The 16,790-nt window shown below is 57.3% G+C and carries 16 protein-coding genes and 1 pseudogene; 5 read left to right on the top strand and 12 right to left on the bottom strand.

Annotated elements, in window-relative coordinates; translation table 11 throughout:
* Nucleotides 1-735 (top strand): annotated as a pseudogene (locus tag PA598K_RS26380) (beta-galactosidase); the annotation flags it as partial.
* Between the two features lie 231 nt (nt 736-966).
* Here PA598K_RS26380 and PA598K_RS26375 read toward each other — a convergent pair.
* The 7 genes from PA598K_RS26375 to mobA form a co-directional block, all read right to left on the bottom strand.
* On the bottom strand, nt 967-1,326 hold the full coding sequence (locus tag PA598K_RS26375) for a hypothetical protein (protein ID WP_260405626.1): 360 nt from the start codon (nt 1,324-1,326) through the stop codon (nt 967-969).
* 675 nt (nt 1,327-2,001) lie between these two features.
* Nucleotides 2,002-3,696: a b(o/a)3-type cytochrome-c oxidase subunit 1 gene (locus tag PA598K_RS26370; protein WP_128659812.1), complete on the bottom strand. Its 1,695-nt coding sequence runs from the start codon at nt 3,694-3,696 to the stop codon at nt 2,002-2,004.
* Nucleotides 3,697-3,714: 18 nt separating this feature from the next.
* On the bottom strand, nt 3,715-4,194 hold the full coding sequence (locus PA598K_RS26365) for a cytochrome c oxidase subunit II (protein WP_128659811.1): 480 nt from the start codon (nt 4,192-4,194) through the stop codon (nt 3,715-3,717).
* A 4-nt stretch (nt 4,195-4,198) separates the two neighbouring features.
* The gene (locus PA598K_RS26360; protein WP_128659810.1) at nt 4,199-4,336 is read right to left on the bottom strand and encodes a cytochrome c oxidase subunit 2A; all 138 of its coding nucleotides are present in this window, start codon (nt 4,334-4,336) and stop codon (nt 4,199-4,201) included.
* A 294-nt stretch (nt 4,337-4,630) separates the two neighbouring features.
* The gene (locus tag PA598K_RS26355) at nt 4,631-5,545 is read right to left on the bottom strand and encodes an L-lactate dehydrogenase (RefSeq protein ID WP_128659809.1); all 915 of its coding nucleotides are present in this window, start codon (nt 5,543-5,545) and stop codon (nt 4,631-4,633) included.
* The gene (locus PA598K_RS26350; protein WP_128659808.1) at nt 5,542-6,330 is read right to left on the bottom strand and encodes a formate/nitrite transporter family protein; all 789 of its coding nucleotides are present in this window, start codon (nt 6,328-6,330) and stop codon (nt 5,542-5,544) included. The genes PA598K_RS26355 and PA598K_RS26350 overlap by 4 nt, the downstream gene beginning before the upstream one ends.
* On the bottom strand, nt 6,302-6,943 hold the full coding sequence (gene mobA / locus PA598K_RS26345) for a molybdenum cofactor guanylyltransferase (protein WP_128659807.1): 642 nt from the start codon (nt 6,941-6,943) through the stop codon (nt 6,302-6,304). Before mobA ends, PA598K_RS26350 begins: the two co-directional genes overlap by 29 nt.
* 241 nt (nt 6,944-7,184) lie before the next feature.
* Between mobA and PA598K_RS26340 the strand changes: the two genes are divergently transcribed.
* Nucleotides 7,185-7,922 carry a Crp/Fnr family transcriptional regulator gene (locus tag PA598K_RS26340; protein WP_128659806.1) on the top strand — a complete coding sequence of 246 codons (738 nt, stop codon included), beginning with the start codon at nt 7,185-7,187 and terminating at the stop codon, nt 7,920-7,922.
* Between the two features lie 180 nt (nt 7,923-8,102).
* Here the strand turns inward: PA598K_RS26340 and PA598K_RS26335 are convergent, their stop codons facing one another.
* Genes PA598K_RS26335 through PA598K_RS26325 form a run of 3 tightly spaced genes read right to left on the bottom strand, consistent with a single transcriptional unit; the run spans nt 8,103 to nt 11,597 of the window.
* A complete protein-coding gene (locus tag PA598K_RS26335; RefSeq protein WP_128659805.1) occupies nt 8,103-8,939 on the bottom strand; it encodes a sugar ABC transporter permease in 837 nt (278 codons plus the stop codon).
* Nucleotides 8,936-10,243 carry a sugar ABC transporter permease gene (locus PA598K_RS26330; RefSeq protein ID WP_128659804.1) on the bottom strand — a complete coding sequence of 436 codons (1,308 nt, stop codon included), beginning with the start codon at nt 10,241-10,243 and terminating at the stop codon, nt 8,936-8,938. Before PA598K_RS26330 ends, PA598K_RS26335 begins: the two co-directional genes overlap by 4 nt.
* 19 nt (nt 10,244-10,262) lie before the next feature.
* Nucleotides 10,263-11,597: a sugar ABC transporter substrate-binding protein gene (locus PA598K_RS26325; protein WP_128659803.1), complete on the bottom strand. Its 1,335-nt coding sequence runs from the start codon at nt 11,595-11,597 to the stop codon at nt 10,263-10,265.
* Between the two features lie 395 nt (nt 11,598-11,992).
* Here PA598K_RS26325 and PA598K_RS26320 point away from each other — a divergent pair, with 395 nt between their 5' ends.
* The 3 genes from PA598K_RS26320 (at nt 11,993) to PA598K_RS26310 (ending at nt 15,229) form a co-directional block, all read left to right on the top strand.
* The gene (locus PA598K_RS26320) at nt 11,993-13,768 is read left to right on the top strand and encodes an alpha-glycosidase (protein WP_128659802.1); all 1,776 of its coding nucleotides are present in this window, start codon (nt 11,993-11,995) and stop codon (nt 13,766-13,768) included.
* A 176-nt stretch (nt 13,769-13,944) separates the two neighbouring features.
* A complete protein-coding gene (locus tag PA598K_RS26315) occupies nt 13,945-14,958 on the top strand; it encodes a DUF3137 domain-containing protein (RefSeq protein ID WP_185602239.1) in 1,014 nt (337 codons plus the stop codon).
* Nucleotides 14,959-15,019: 61 nt separating this feature from the next.
* Nucleotides 15,020-15,229, top strand: a complete 210-nt coding sequence (locus PA598K_RS26310; protein ID WP_128659800.1) for a YrzA family protein — start codon at nt 15,020-15,022, stop codon at nt 15,227-15,229.
* A 176-nt stretch (nt 15,230-15,405) separates the two neighbouring features.
* Here the strand turns inward: PA598K_RS26310 and PA598K_RS26305 are convergent, their stop codons facing one another.
* Nucleotides 15,406-15,918 carry an SRPBCC domain-containing protein gene (locus PA598K_RS26305; protein WP_376739078.1) on the bottom strand — a complete coding sequence of 171 codons (513 nt, stop codon included), beginning with the start codon at nt 15,916-15,918 and terminating at the stop codon, nt 15,406-15,408.
* A gap of 23 nt (nt 15,919-15,941) precedes the next feature.
* Nucleotides 15,942-16,265 carry an ArsR/SmtB family transcription factor gene (locus PA598K_RS26300; RefSeq protein WP_128659798.1) on the bottom strand — a complete coding sequence of 108 codons (324 nt, stop codon included), beginning with the start codon at nt 16,263-16,265 and terminating at the stop codon, nt 15,942-15,944.
* Nucleotides 16,266-16,790: the final 525 nt, after the last annotated feature.

Genomic DNA, 16,790 nt, shown 5'->3' with positions numbered 1-16,790 from the left:
GCCGCTCCAGCCTCTGCCGGGCAGGACGGGCTCGACGCGGCTGCCGACGCCGCGAGCGCGCCGTTGCTCGCCGGTCTCGGCGCGCGTCCGCTCGGCCTGGCGGAGTGCCAGCCGAGCTACGTGCAGACCGAGATCCCGATCGGCGGGCTGCCGCCTGCCGTCCATGTCATGTATGCGTCTGCTCAGCACATCGAGCTGGCCGAGGGCGGTCAGGCACTGGCGATGCGCGTCGACCCGTACTTCAACCGCAGCGCCGCCCGCTTCAGCTCGCATCAGCATACGCCGCCCCGGCCGGAGCCAGCGGCTCCCGGGATCACGGAGGGGCCGGACGGTATCTACATCGCATGGGAGGTATTCGTCGACTACGCCGAGACGGGCAGTCTCGTGCTGCGCGAGCTCGTCCTCCATGCGCTGAAGCGGCTGTTGCCTGAGCCGCAGCTGGAGACAACGCTCCCGGCCCAGGGCATCGTTACGCTGCAGCATCAGCCGGGCGAGCGCCGACTCGTGCAGCATCTGCTCTACGGTTCGCCGGTGCGCCGAGGCAACGGCATCGAGATCATCGAGGACCTGCCGACGCTGCGTGATATCGAGGTACAGGTCCGCACCGCGCAACCGGTCCGTCAGGTATATCTCGCCCCGTCGGGGCAGGAGCTGCCCTTCACGGTTGCTGATGGCGCGATCCGCTACACGGTGCCGGAGCTCGAATGCCATCAGATGGTCGTGTTGCAATACTAGAAGCACGATCCGATCTGATATACTGTTCCTATCGACGTTGCACAGTCTCACGTCTTCTTCGTTTACGGAGTCACGCTCCGTTCGCGATTCGCGCATGGCCTGCATATGAACGATTCTCATGCGGTCTACCTTTGTAATCCAAACAAGCCAAGCCAACCTTCGCCCAGGCAGAGGTTGGCTTGACTTGCTTGACGTGCCAGGAGAGATTCGAACCTGTGGAACACGCAGCTCTTACAACGGGATGCGATACTCCGAGCACTCCTCGATGATATGCTCGCCCTCGGCGAACACCCAGCGGAAGATGAAGCGCTGGCCGGTATATCCGGTCCTCGCCCGGATGTCCGGGACGATCGCGCTGTCGAGATGCTCTAGGATCGTCCGCTGCATCTGCTCCAGACGATCGCGATTGCGCTCGCTCATCGCCTGCGCCTCCTCGTCGGTATCGGTCTGCAGTCGATAGTACTGATACGCGATCTCTTCATCGGTCAGATGCGGCTCCAGCGGATGGCCCGAGCCCCGGAACACCTCTCTTGCCGTACCGATCCAATCCTGGTACAGGTCCATCGTCACCTCGCAGGATGTATCCATCATGATCACCTCCAGCTCTCGATTTGGCCGCCGCCCCTAGCTGCGCAGCGCGCTGCCCACCACGCAGCTTAACCCGCGCCTTCTGCGCGTTACTTTAACGCTCGCCACGGCGCTTATTTCCGTACTATAGCGCTTTCTGGCAGCGTAACGCTCGCCATGGCGCTTATTCCCAAGAAAACGTGCTTTTCGGCGCTGTTTTACCAAAATAAGCTCGCTGGTGAGCGTTAGAATGCGAGACGCTGCTTTTTCGACCAAATAAGGCCCAGGGCAAGCATTAGGATTTGGTAGCTGTCACGTCGTTTCGGTAGCCCACCTCGCCGAATGACGCGGGAGCAAACCCTAGCCGAAACCGTGTAATTTCAACGTTATGGAATACTAGGCTGACGCGACATGTCTCCACATCATACCATATAAGCCGACGCGCCCCTATAACCAAGTGTAACTCCACCTGCCAAGCAACGGGTTCATAGCAATCTCTATATGAAGAGAGTGTCCAGTCGGGTGCTCCCCCGGTCGGACAGTCCAATTGACGTTACCCACCACCCTTCTTGTGCTGCCTGGACCAATAAATCAAGCAAAAGGCCGACCGCAACGGCCGACCTTCTCTTGCTTCTCTTGCTTCTCTTGCTTTTGTTGCTTCCCCCACATCTCTTACTTCTACTAGCTCCCCTAGCCTCCCTACCACGTAATCCAGGTCGGCGAGCCGGGTCCGGCATGCCTCACCATGTCGATCACCGGGATCGTGTAGGCAAACAGGATGAGCAGGACGACGATCGCGATCCATACCCGCCATCTCTCCAGCAGCTTGGGCGTCGGCTCGGCCTGATCGGCGACCTCGCCGAGCGGGTACGGCGTCTCGCCGCGCGGCGCGCGCATCATGGCGAAGATGTTGTACACCATCAGGATGACAGCGACGAACAGGATCGTCCCGCCGATCGCCATCGCCACATGATAAGGCATCCACAGGACAGCGTCCGGATGATCGTTGTACGTCGTGAAGGCCGTGCGGCGCGGCGATCCGAGCAGACCGACTGCATGCATCGGGCCGGACATGAACAGCATCCCGATCAGCCACAGGATCGTCTGGATGATGCCGAGCCGGTTCATCGCCGGCGTCAGCACGCGGTTGGTGACGACCGGGATGAGCCAGTAGGCGATGCCGAAGAACGTCAGCGCAACGCTCGTCGCCACCGTCAGATGGAAGTGTCCAGTCACCCAAAGCGTATTGTGGATGACTCCGTTCATCTGGTGGCTGGCATTGATGATGCCGCCAGCGCCTGCCGGGATGAAGATCAGCATCCCCATAAATGGCGCGAAAAAGCGCACGTCCTTCCACGGCAACACCTTCACCCAGCCAAACAAGCCTTTGGCGCCCTTCTCCCGGCCGCTGATCTCAAAGGTGGCAAACAGCGAAAAGGCGGTCATAAGCGATGGGATGACGACCATAAACGTCAGTACGACCTGGATGTACTTCCAGACGGGCGAGATGCCCGGCTCCATCAGCTGATGGTGGAAGCCGACCGGGATCGAGAACAGCAGCAACAGGATAAACGACAGCCGGGCCAGCGCATCGCTGAAGATGCGGCCGCCGATAATCTTCGGAATAATCACATACCAGCACATATAGGCCGGCAGCAGCCAGAAGTAGACGAGCGGATGGCCGAAGTACCAGAACAGTGTGCGGCTGAGCATAACATTGATCGTATCGACCCAACCGACCGACCATGGGATAAACTGGAACAGCACCGTCGCTGCCACGCCAAGCGTCGCGATCAGCCACATCAGCATCGTCACGATCGCCATGAAGGCGAACAGCGGGGACAGCTTGCCCTGATGCTTGCGGCGCCAGTAGCGGTATTGGTAGATCATGCCGAAGCCGCTGCTCCAGCTGCCGACGACGAGTAGCACAAGCGCGATATAGAACAGCACGGAGGCTTGCATCGGCGCATAAAACGTATACAGCACCGTCGCCTTGTTCTGCAGGATCATGATCGTGCCGAGCACGGTGCCCGCCGCCATCAATACGAAGCCTAGCCAGGCGAAGCGGCGGGTCGCAGGCAGCAGCTTGCCGCCAAGCGTCTGGGCGATGCCCGAGTAGAGGAAGCCGATGATGAAAAACGTCGTAAACACCAGCGCCATCAATACGCCATGCGCGGTCAGCAGCTGATAATAGCCGATGCCGCCGGGAAGCGTCAACATCCCGCCGCGCACCAGCCCTTGCAGCAGCCCTGCGATCCCGCCGACCAGCAAAGCGATGAAGGCAAAAATAATATGGCTTAATACAATCGAGGCTTCCTGGCGAGGATACGGCGTGTGACCTTCGCTCTTCGCGCCTGCCGACGATGCGGCATATTTCGATTTTGGATCTGTCATCGTATGGTCCGTCCCTTCTTACGACACGATAATCGTCGTCGCCATGTATTCATGTCCGATGCCGCAATACTCGTTGCACAGGATCAGATATTCGCCCGGCTCCTTGAACGTATGGCTCAAGTAGTTGATCTCGCCCGGTACGACCATCATGTTCACATTGGTGCCAGGGATCTGGAAGCCGTGGACGACGTCGCTGCTCGTAATCTGGAAGTGAACCGTCGAGCCTACAGGGACCTCCATCTTATCCGGCGAATAACCGAAGGCAAAGCCGACCAGATAGGCATTGTATTCCTTCTCGCCGACCTTCTCGATTCGCGGATTGTCAAATGGCGGCGTTTCGTTTACTTTGTCCGGATCAATCGCCGAGATATGGCGGGCATGCGAGCCGGGGGGCTGCATGCCCAAGGCGAATGCACCGATGCCGACTACGACGAGAAATACGCCCAGCATGGCGATGCCGATGATGATCCAGATTTTCTCTAATCGATGAATATGCATCTCGCTACCCCCTAGATATGAATAACACGAATACGCCAAGCCATGTCAGGACAATAAAAGCAGCCAGAAGTATAACGGAGGCAAAGGTTCCCTTCAGCGTCGGCTCTTTTTCCTGCTTTCCCTTTCCCATTGATTTCGTCATTGTGCGCCCTCCCTAATCTCTTTACGTTCCTTCCTCATTGTAAGGGGATGCAAATACGCACTCAGTGACTGGCATCACAATTCGACCGCTTCGTTTGTTAACGTTGTGTTACATCAAGGGGAAATAATGGGCATATCGGCGGGTTCAACGTGATCTATTTCCGAGGACAACGATATTGGCGAACAATAAAAAAAGCACCGGAGCAAAATCAATGCGGTAAGCTTCGCAAAGATTTTGCGCCCCGGGGCTTCTATATGTGGCTATCGCCACTAAAACAAGGCTTGTTCGGGCAGACTAGCTCTCGATCGAGCGAATCAGGTCCTTGAGCTTGTCAGCCGACTTGTGCAGCAGCTGGCGCTCATCCTCCGACAACGCGATGTCCATCACCTGGCGGACGCCTTGGCGATCGACGACGCACGGTACGCCGAGGTAGACGTCCGAGACGCCGTGGTAGTCTTGCAATAACGTCGACACATTGAGGACCGCCGCTTCATCGCGCAGGATCGCCGTGACGATCCGGTCAAGCGCCAGACCGATCGCGTAGTACGTCGCGCCTTTAGCTTCGATGATCTGGTAGGCCGCGTCGCGCGTGTTGACGAACAGCTTTTCCCGCGTCTGCTCGTCGAGCTCGACAGGTGCGCCAGCGACGTTGACCAAGCTCCATACCGGCAGCTCCGAGTCGCCGTGCTCGCCGATGATATGCCCATGGACGCTGCGCGGATCAAGCTTCAGCTCTTCGCCGATCAGGTAGCGGAAGCGCGCGCTGTCGAGCAGCGTGCCCGAGCCGATGACGCGGTTGACCGGCCAGCCCGATTTTTTGAGCGAAAAGTAGCTCATAATATCAACCGGGTTCGTCGCCAGCAGCAGGATGCCGTCGTCGTTGTACTTCAGCACCTCCGAGATGATGCTCTCGTAGATCGCTACGTTCCGCTTCAGGAGCGCTGTGCGGGTCTCGCCTGGCTTTTGCGCCGAGCCGGCGGTGATGATGATAATGTCCGCGCCTTTGCAATCCTCGTACGTTCCGGCCCATACCTCGGTATGACCGATGAACGGCATGCCGTGATTCATATCGAGCGCATCGCCGACCGCCTTGTTATGGTCTACGTCGATCATCACCAGCTCGTCCGCGCGCTCCCGCAGCAACAGCGTATACGCCGTTGTCGATCCTACCATCCCTACACCTATCACTACGACTCTCGTTTTTTTCATTGCGTCGCATCCTCCTCGAACGGTTTGTTCACCATATAATACATCCAGCCCATAAATACCGATCCGCCCAGAAGATTGCCCAGCGTAACCGGGATCAGGTTGTGCAGCATGCCGCCGACTGTGACCGCTTCCTTGGTGTCAACGACAAATGCAATCGCAAAGGTGCACAGATTGGCAATACTATGCTCATAACCAGAAATGAAAAAGCAAAAGACAAACAGCATCATCGCAAACAGCTTCGGTCCATCGCCCTTCAGATTCATCGGAATGAAGAAGGCGAGGCAGACAAGCCAGTTACAGAGCAAGCCCCGGAAAAACAGCTCCATCGTCGGCGCATGCATCTTCTTGTCGACGACGCTGAGCAGGAAGCCGTGCACCGAGACGTCCCGGAACAAGCCGGTCGCCCAGATCAGCAAAGCAAATGCGGCAGCGCCCAAAATATTGCCCAAATAGCTCGTCACCCATAGCCGGCCCACCCGTCCCCACTGAAGCTTGCCGCGCAGCGCGGCAAAGGTGAAGTAAAAGGTGTTGCCGGTAAACAGGTCCCCGCCTCCATAGGAGATCAAGATAATCGCAGCACCAAAGGTCATCGCTGCCATCGGATACATAAGCGGCGAATGATCGGCGTAGAAGAAGCTGCCGGTCTTAAATGCCACGATAACGCCAAAGCCGATGAACATGCTGGCCAGCATGGACCGGAGCAAGTAGTTCACCCTGCTGTGGCGATACACCTTATCTTTTTTTAACGCCAGTTCCTCAACCAGGCGTAGGGGAGCGTGTTCCATATGTGTCAGCATCCTTTCCGTCCAGCAGACGCAAAGCTTCCTCATAATCGTCTCTTGTCTTGATCGCTGTGACGAAACCCGGGTCGATGCCCGCCCGGACAAAATCGGATTCCGGCACGGCCTGCCACTGCAGCACATCGAGCAGCGCCGGCAGCATCGTCAGGTCGTTCATCAGCAGCGTCTCCATCTTGACGGCGCAGGAACGATCAAAAATGCCATGCAGGACTCGTGTGGTCCCCCCGATAACAGGGAGCACCGCTTCGTCGGACGGCTGCATCATGCGCAGCATAAGCGATGCGGCTTCCCAGGAGAGAAAAGGCATATCCCAGCCTGCGATCCAGGCATGTCTGTTGCGGGATAGCGTCAGGCCGGCGTGCATGCCGCCCAGCGGTCCCCGGTTAGAATAGTAGTCCGTGATGATCCGTACCGACTCGTCTACCTTGCGCAGGAAGAGCCGGGGGGTATTGGTTACGATAATAATTTCGCTGCAGACACATTTCATTAACCGAATCTGCCGCTGGATGAGCGCCTCGCCGCCGACTTGCAGCAAGCTTTTGTTCTCGCCGTCCATCCGCCGGCTATGCCCGTTCGCCACAATAATCCCTGTCAGCATCTTGATTCCTCCTCGCCGCCTCGCGGCCGCATGACCTCATACGATCATGACCTCATGCGATTATGTATCTATTACATCACGCACCGCCTCCTTCCGCAGTGACCAATATCACATCGGCACTAAGGGAATGCCCTCGCCCATATCGCCAACATTAGGGGCATCTCCCGATATTCACCTTAGGTGTGACGTAGTATACTACAAGTATAGTAGAAAAACTACACAATGAAAGGGGCTAATCAGCATGAAGACCACCGCGAGCGCAATCGCGCCGGATCGTCAGACCGCGGCTGCTCAAGGGATCTCCGCTTACTTCACCCCCGATAATATAGAAAAACTGACCAGCCTGATGTATGTGCACAAGGTTAAAGCGGCGTCGTACCTGTTCTGGGACGGCGATCCCGCCGAATACCTCTATTACGTCAAGTCGGGGCGCGTCAAGCTGACCAAGATGACCGACAACGGCAGCAAAATAACGCTGTACCTGCACCATGCCGGCGATATGTTCGGCCAGATCGACCCGTTCCAGCAATCGGTGCAGAGCTTCAACGCCGAGGTGATCGAGGATGCGGAGATCGGCATTATCCAGCAAAAGGACCTTGAGACGATGCTCTGGCAGCACGGCGATCTGGCAATCGAGTTCATGAAATGGATGGGCGTGATGCATCGCATGACGCAGACCAAGTTCCGCGATCTGCTGCTCTACGGCAAGCCGGGCGCGCTCTGCTCGCTCATCATCCGTCTGGGCAATTCGTACGGCATCGAGTCGGAGGATGGCATCCGCATCGACAAGAAGATCACCAACAGCGAGATGGCCGAGATGATCGGCGCCACGCGCGAGAGCGTCAACCGCATCCTGTCGGATTTGCGGCGATCGGGAGCGATCACCGTCGACAACGGCTCGGTGCTGATCAAGGACCTCAAGTACTTGCAGAACGTCTGCAAATGCGAGAACTGTCCGAAGGATATTTGCCGGGTGTAATGAAATCCCCCAAAACTGAAAAGAAGCAAAGCTTTGTAGCTGCTTCCAATAAAAAGAAGCCTGATCCGAGTTCGTCTCGGGAACAGGCTTTTTTGTTATTTTGCCCTCAAACAGCCGACGAGACACCAGAAACGATCCGTGACCGCAGGCACTGTTTGGGGGCGGGGCAGTACTCTCCCTCTACCCTTTGGTCGCTCCTGCCGTCAGCCCCTCGACGAGGAAGCGTTGCAGGAACAGGAACAGCATCGTCACTGGCAGCGCGACGAGCACAGCCCCGGCGGCGAACAGCGTGAACTCGGTCGAGTTGCGCTGGCTGACCATCCGGTACAAGCCGACAGCCAGCGTCCGCTGCTCCTCCGTCCGCAGGATCAGGTCGGCGAAGATAAAGTCGACGAAGCAGCCGTTGAAGATCATCAGTCCGGCATACGTCAGCATCGGCCGCGACAGCGGGATCATGATCGAGAAAAATAATCGCAGATGGCTCGCCCCGTCGATCCGGGCCGCGTCCTCCAAACTTCGCGGGATCGTGTCGAAGAACCCTTTGGCCACGAACACATTGGTCACCATCGCGCCGCTGCTGTAGACGAGGACAAGCGCCCAATGCGAGTTGAGCAGGCCCATCGTGTTGAGCAGCACGTAGATGGCGATCATCGCCATGAAGCCGGGGAACATCTGCAGCACCAGCAGCGTCGTCAGCGTCGTCCGCCGTCCGACGAAGCGGTAGCGCGAGATCGCGTAAGACGAGAGCAACAGCAGGAAGGTGCCGAAGATCGTCGATAAAGCCGCTACCTTGAGCGTATTGAGGAACCATTGCGGGTAACGGGTGTTCTGGAACAGATTCATGTAATGCTCGAACGTAAACGCTCGCGGGATAAAGGTATCGCTGAACAGACTATTGCCGACCTTAAAGGAAGACATGACGATCCAGAGCGCCGGGAACAGGCTGATCAGGCTCAGGACGATCAGGATCAGATAGCTAAGCGACAGCTTCGCTGTATGGGCTGTGCCTCTCCTCATGCGATCATGTCCTCCTCTCGATAGGATCGGGTCCGTCGGTAGCTCCAGATCGAGAAGGAGGCGACCATCAGGAAGATGACGATGCCGATAACCGATGCGAAGCTATACTGCGACTGATTAAGGGCCAGCTTGTAGAGCCAGGTGACGAGCAGATCGGTATGGCCGGCATACTGGTAGTTGGCATTGACCGGCTCGCCGCCAGTCAGCAGATAGATGACGTTGAAGTTATTGATATTGCCGGCGAACTGCATGATCAGCACCGGCGCCGTGGCGAACAGCACCATCGGCAGCGTGATCAGCCGGAACTTCTGGTAAGCGCCCGCGCCATCGACCTCGGCCGCCTCGTACATATCCTTCGGTATCGTCGTCAGCACGCCGATCGCCAGGATCATCGTCACCGGGATGCCGAGCCACATGTTGGCGAGGATGACGGTCACCTTGGCCCAGAACGGGTCGGTCAGCCACGGGATGCCGTCCAGCCCCATGCTGCGCAGGTAGCCGTTGACCGGCCCGAACTGGTTGTTGAACAGATTGCGCATGACGAGCAGAGAGATCATGCTCGGGATGGCGAACGGCACGATCAGCACCGTGCGCCACAGTTTTTTGAACCGGATGCCCGGCTGCTGGATGAGCACCGCCACCAGGACGCCGCCGACATAGGTGGTGAAGGTAGCGATTACCGCCCAGATCAGCGTCCAGATCAGGACGCCGCCGAAGGTCGCGCTCCATACCTTCAGATTGACCATCCGCAGGAAATTATCGAACCCGACCCAATCGACGAGATTGGCCGGGGGCAGGATCGGATCGGCATAATTGGTGAAGGCCAGCAGAACAGAGAAGATGATCGGCAGGATCGTCAGGAACAGTACCGCCACACCAGGAATCGCCAGCACCAGATAAGCAAAATGCTTGCGATTCAGCTCGCGGAGCGACGCCGCGAACGAACGGGGCTGCTCGCCCCGCTCCCTTGCCGCGCCGGTCAAGTAAGCATCCCGCAGGTTGAGTACGTAGACACCTGCCAGAAGCAGGATCGCCAGTAGCGCGATCAAGCCGTCGATCATCATAAAGATGCTGTGATCGCCCTCCACCATCTTCGTCAGCTTGCCGACCTTGACCATGCCGCTCGGCTGCTCGCCGAGCGTGATCAATCCCCGCACATAGCCGAGCAGCGAATTCAGCAGGCTGTACCAGCCGGCAACGTATATAGCCAGGAACAGCAGGCCTTTCCCATATTGGCGGTTGTAGAGCTGCCCTGCCCCCATGCAGATGACGGACAAGAACAGCGCCTTGATTTTGTAATTCATCCGACTAACCACCCGTCGTTTATTTCGAATCGATGTCCGCCTGGATTGTCTTCACGGTCTGATCGAGTAGCTGCTGGACTTCGACATTCGCATCGTCCCATACGGAGATAAATGCCGCCTTGAGCGGCTCCCACACCGAGTTGATCTGGGAGATCGACGGCATCGGCGTCGAGTTGGTGAACTGCTCGAAGAAGCCGCTTGTAATCGGGTCCTCCTGGATCGCAGGGGCCTCGCCCGCCTCGATATTCGTCGGGATCGCGCCGGTCATCTCGAAGTTTTTCAGTTGGTTCTCCTTGTTGCTAGCGAAGTTCGCGAACAAGCGAGCTGCGATCGGATACGCCGAATACGAGTTGACATAATACGATTTGATCCCGGAGAACGACTGCGATGGCTGACCATCCGCTGTGCGCGGCAGCGGCGCCACGCCAAAGTTAACCTTATCCTTGAAGGCCGCTACCGACCATGGACCGTCGATATTCAGCGCCAGCTTGCCTTCCTGGAACAGTTGCGTCTTCACATCGTAGGTGACGTCGCCGGCATTCATCGGCAGAATCTCGCGCAGCGAGCGCAAGAAGGTGAAGCCTTCGACCGTGCCTTCCTTGTTCAGCCCGATATCCGCAGGATTGGTGTTGTTATCGCCGAAGATATAGCCGCCGTAGCTGCCGATGAACGGGTAGGTGTAATAACCGACGAACTCCCACATGATGGTATATTTATTATGACCCGGGTCGTTGAAGTCCTTGGCGAAGGCGATCACCTCGTCCCAGCTCTGCGGCGCTTCCGGCATCAGGTCCTTGTTGTAGAACATGCCGTACGTCTCCACCGACTTCGGATAGCCGTACAGCACGCCATCGTAGGACGAAGCCATCACGGCCGCCTCGACCATGCTCTCCCGCGTCTCCTCCTCGAACACATCGTTGGGCAGCAGCAGCCCTGCCGTCACCGCCTGACCGATCTGGTCATGCGGCAGCGTCAGCACGTCGGCCGCCAGCTTCGATGGACCATCCGTCGCCAGCCTGCCGCCCTGCTCGCCGCCCGCCAGCTCCTCGATCGTCACTGGCACGCCATATTCGGCCTCGAAGTCGGCCGCGAGCGCTTGCATGTACTCGAGCTGCTCCTTGGCTTCCCAGACGACCAGCTTGGCTCCTGACTCCGGCGCCAGCTCCTCATCCTCGCTGTTGCCTGCCGTATTGTTGACGCTATTGTTCGTGGCAGGCGGCTGCGCGTTTGGCGCGTTGCCGCTGCCGCCGTTGCTGCATCCCGCCAGCACCAGCGACAGTGCCAGGCCGCATGTGACGGCCGCTTGCAGTGTTTTCTTTTGGTTTTTACTTCCGATCTGTTTCTTGTTTTTCATCGTTATCGCCCCTTTGATAGAATAGCAAAAAGGGCACAACCCGCTGCACCAAGTGCCGAGGTTGTACCCTTCCAGGTAACATTGCCTTTAAGTTGTCAGACGTTCTTCCCTTACACGCCTCCATCATACAGCAGCCACTAAAGCGTTTGCAAATCGACTGATCCCCGAAAATAAGAGGATAATCCGGGATTTAGCCAAGGAAAAACTGAATATCCTCCTTTTTTCTCGGCACATCGTCAAATATCACCCTCCTGCTTCCTCTTGTCAGCTGCTTTATTCTCGTGCTATGCTGAGGCTAAATTTAAAGGCAATGAAACTTTCGGGTTCAACCTCGCATGCTTGATGAGGTTGGGCCCTTTTTGGCGTGTTCTTGCCGATCCAGGAGGAGTAAAGAAATGATTCGTACTGAAGCCGTCTACCATCGCGCAGGGCAAAACTGGGCTTATGCTTATAGCGATACTGTCATTCATATCCGACTTCGCACCTTGCGAGACGACGTGCCCCGGGTCGAGCTGGTCTGCGGCGACAAGTTCGATCCGACCAAGTACAAGGAGACGAAGGAGATGCATTTGCTCGCCTCCGATGAGCTTTTTGATTACTGGCAGGCCGAGGTAACGCCCGCCTTTAACAGATTGGTCTATTACTTTATCCTCCATGACCGGGACGGGGGAAGACTTTATATGCAGGAGAAATGCTTTTTGCACGAGCCGCCTGCCGTCATGTATGAGGGCTTGTTCGACTTCCCTTATCTCAATGCCTCGGATGTGCATACCCCGCCGACTTGGGTGCGGGACGCGGTATTTTACCAGATCTTCCCCGAGCGCTTCGCCAACGGCGATCCATCTAACGACCCTGCCGGGGTCCAGCCGTGGGGCGGCAAGCCGACGCCGACCAACTTCTTTGGAGGCGATCTGCAGGGCGTCATCGACCACCTCGATCACCTCGTCGAGTTGGGGGTCAATGCGATCTATTTCACGCCGTTGTTCGCTGCGACGACCAATCACAAGTACGACACCGCCGATTACAGACAGCTCGATCCCCAGTTCGGGACCAAGGAGAAGCTCAAGGAGTTGATCGATACCTGTCATGCGCGCGGCATCCGGATTGTGCTGGACGGCGTGTTCAACCATTGCGGCTTTACATTCGCCCCCTATCAGGATGTAGTCGCCAACGGACCGACGTCTCGTTATGCGGATTGGTTTTTCATCCGGGAGTGGCCGCTCCGCGTCGACGACAACGGCATCCCGAGCTACGCCACCTTCGGCTTCGAGCCGATCATGCCCAAGCTCAATACCGCTCATCCCGAGGTGAAGCAATACTTGCTGGACGCGGTCCGCTACTGGACCGAGGAATTCGGCATTGACGGCTGGCGGCTGGACGTCGCCAACGAAGTCGACCACCAGTTCTGGCGAGATTTCCGCCGCGAGGTCAAGCAGATCAATCCCTCGGCCTATCTGCTCGGCGAGATTATGCATGACGCGATGCCTTGGCTGCAGGGCGACCAGTTCGATGCCGTGATGAACTATCCCTTCACCAATATCGCCCTCGACTTCTTCGCGCGTCGCTTGATCGATGCGGAGCAGCTGGCGATGGCGATCAATCGTCAGCTCGCGTACTATCCCCAACAGATCAACGAAGCCGCCTTTAACCTGCTGGGCAGTCACGACACGACCCGTCTGCTGACGTTATGCGGTGGCGAGACGCGGCTGCTCAAGCTCGCCGTACTGTTCCAGCTCACCTATATGGGCGCGCCGTGCATCTATTATGGCGACGAAGTGGGCATCGACGGCGAGTACGACCCCGACAACCGCAAGTGCATGGAGTGGGACCCGGCGCGTCAGGATCGCGAGCTGTACGCCTTCTTCCGCCGCATGATCGCGCTGCGCCGCGAGCACGCCGCGCTGCGGGGCGTCGACATCGCCTTCGTACCGATCGCCGGCCAGCCGCAGACGCTCGTATATGAGCGGCGGGATGCGGCCAGCCGCTTCTTGATCGTGCTCAACAACGAGGTCGCGCCAGTCGATGTGACGCTGCCGGCGCCGGGCGGTGCTGCCTCCTGGCACAGCCTCGAGATTGCCAAAGGTGTCGCGCTCGCAGCAGACGTCCTGCGGCTGACGCTGCCGGCATACGGCTATGCCGTGATGCAACAGATCGGCGGAGAGGCGCCTTAGTGCCGCAGATCGGCGGAGAGGCGCCTTAGTGCCGCAGATCGGCGGCTAAGCTGCTCCCGTCGGCCAGACCAAGATTCGCTGAGCGGGCTTGCCAATTCGATGCAAATTGTCTCTAGATGACCAAACTTTTCTATGTTATGGTAATATCAAAACATAATAGAGGAGTCATGGGACCTATGCCGCCAGCGTTCAGCGAAGTCAAGCAGACCTTAAAGCCCGCTCTTGAAGCTGTAGAGCAAACAAGACTAGACCAGAGAAACAAGCTGAGGAAAAGAATGTGGCTGCTCGCAAGCGTAGCTATCGGAAATGCGTTCCTGCTCATATTGGGAACAGGGTGGATTGTCTTGGGAATCCTGCTCCTGCTCGGCGTACTGGCGTATACATGGCTTTTCTGGTCGAATAGCAAGGAGAGTTATACTCTTCAGTTCAAGCAAACCGTTGTCGTCGGACTGGCAGAGGCATTGCTCCATAAAACCGGTGCTTACAAGAAGGTCGATTTTGAGTATACTCCCGATGGTCATGTTGATTTCGACTTGATACAACGTTCGCGATTGTTGCCCAAAGACGCTGTCATTGCTCGTGGGGAGGACCTGTTTAAAGGCCGTATCCAAGACGCCGCGATTCAGTTTTCCGAGCTCACCCTCGTATCGTATATTGACGATGGCGAGACGGGCACTAAAAGCAAGGTTCGCCATTTCAAAGGGATCGGTTTCATCGCCAGCGTCGAGCCGTCTTTTGAGGGCGTTACGATTTTGCAATCACACAACGCCGCTTCCCGCAGCAAGCTAGCACGCGGTTTCCGCAAGTTGAGCTATCTCCTGCCCTCTGTCTCCCTCGGGGTTAACCAAGAGCTTGCGATGGAGGATCCCACGTTCAACGAAACCTTCGTCACACGCACGTCGAATGAAGCGGAGGCGCGCGCCTTGCTAACCCCGGGGCGGATGAGCGAACTTGTGCGCTTCCGAGACAAGCACAATGGTCGAGTTGATATTTCGTTTTTCGACACCCATGTTTGTCTGCTGCTCGGCAGCAGCAAAAACTATTTTGAAGCGCCTCTGCATCGAGAGGCAGACAGCGAGCATCTGCATCAGCTCTATGAAGACATCTGCTTCTTCTTTTCCATCGCTAGCGAGTTGGGGCTTGACAGGCGCTCTCACCCTCCCGGCACGGCACCGGCATCCGTGGTATAATAGTGCTGTTATCCGTCAGATGCGCCATCTCTGGTAGAGATGATGAACAGGAGCGAGCAGGATGGAATTTTCACTGAGCCGAATCGAGAACAAGGTGGAGTTTTTTCAGGCGTATGATCTGAAGTCGCTAGAGCAGCGAATCGACGTCCAGATCGAGAACAACAAGGCGCTGCTCCTCGACGTTGCCTCCGTGCAGCATCAGGCCGTGTTCGATGCGAATGCGGGCAAGGTGCTATACAGTGCGGTCGTTCACTTCAAGGCCAAAGCGTAGCCTCCGGGCCAAGGCCCTCGGTATGCGCAAAACGCCCGTCTATCGGCTATAACCGGTGGACGGGCGTTTGTGTCTGTTCTGAGCGAGCGGGCCGTACGCAAGTTGGCACACCATGCGCGTGACGAGCGGACTAGCTTACCTGGGCGCTGGACCCCCAGATAGCGAGGCGAGCGTTCCTAAGCTCGCGCTTGCTCGGCCAAATACTCGTCGAGACGATCCCATGTCTCGGTGATCCCTTGCTCCATCCCCATGTCCAGCACGGTCTTCAGACCTTCGGCGGAAGCGTACACGGCGCGGTTAATGACCAGTGTGCCCTCCTCATGATCATCGAAGAGCAGGACGATATCGGTCGCCGGCAGCTCCGGATTCTCGTTGCCCTCGGCATCGGAGAAGTAATCCTTGTAAGCGATCTTCTCTCCCGACACGATCTCGCTGTAGACGCCCTTGCCCCAAGACTCCATACCGTAGAAGTCGCCTTGCGCCCGGTCCTCGCACTTCATACAGTAATGCCATACGCCGCCCGGACGAAAATCAACGTTGCACACCGGCAGCGTCCAACCGCGAGGTCCCCACCAATGCTTCAAATGCTCCGCATCCGAAAAGGCCTGGAATACCAGCTGCCGAGGGGCCTTGAACACCCGCTCCAATATGAGTACATTGCCTTCCACCCTGCTCGTCATCTTGCTCATCGTCTTCATTCCTCCCGTAATTGTTAGTCTTTCTGCTCGGCTTGCAACCGCTGCAGGTATAGCTCCAACTGATCATATCGCTCTTCCCATAACGCCCGGTAAGTGTCAAGCCAGCTCTGCAACTGGCGGAACGGCTCCGGCGATAACCGATATTCCCTGCGGTTGGCTATCGCTTCTACCTGTACCAAGCCAGCCTCCAGCAGCACCTTTAGATGCTTGGACGCCTGTGGCTGACGGATCTCGAGTCGCTGCGCGATATCGCCGACCGTCATCGGTCCATGCAGCAGCAGCTCGACGATCCGTAGCCGACTTGGCTCCGACAAGGCGCTAAATGTTGTCGTCTCCATCCTCTTCATCCCTTTGCTCTGCCTGCTCTATCCCCCCGCTTCAGCAGCTGTGGGCAGCAAGCTCCGTCCACCTCACCTTGTAGTGCTCTACTCGTTTTGCTGATTTGAATATACCATGAATCGAATATTCCTGTAAAGGAATATTATATAGTCGCCTATCACGTCGTCGCATGGGTGCTATTTTCGCGCAGATCAGGGCCGGTGGGACGGTTAGTGGCGATACTTGTGCGATATTTCGCACAGATCGAGGCCGTTTCGACAGTTAGTGGTCCCACTTGTGCGATTTTTCGCCCAGAACGGGGCGGTTGGGACGGTTAGCGGCCCCACTTGTGCGATTTTTCGCCCAGAACGGGGCCGTTGGGACGGTTAGTGGCGATACTTGTGCGATATTTCGCACAGATTGGGACCGGTGGGACGGTTAGCGGCGCCACTTGTGCGATTTTTCGCCCAGAACGGGGCCGTTGGGACGGTTAGCGGCCCCACTTGTGCGATTTTTCGCCCAGAACGGGGCCGTTTCGACGGTTA

Source organism: Paenibacillus sp. 598K (genome assembly GCF_003851045.1).
In the GTDB taxonomy this organism is placed as follows: Bacteria; Bacillota; Bacilli; order Paenibacillales; family Paenibacillaceae; genus Paenibacillus_D.
The sequence above is the reverse complement of the archived record's forward strand: the minus strand, read 5'-3'. Positions and strand labels throughout refer to the sequence as shown.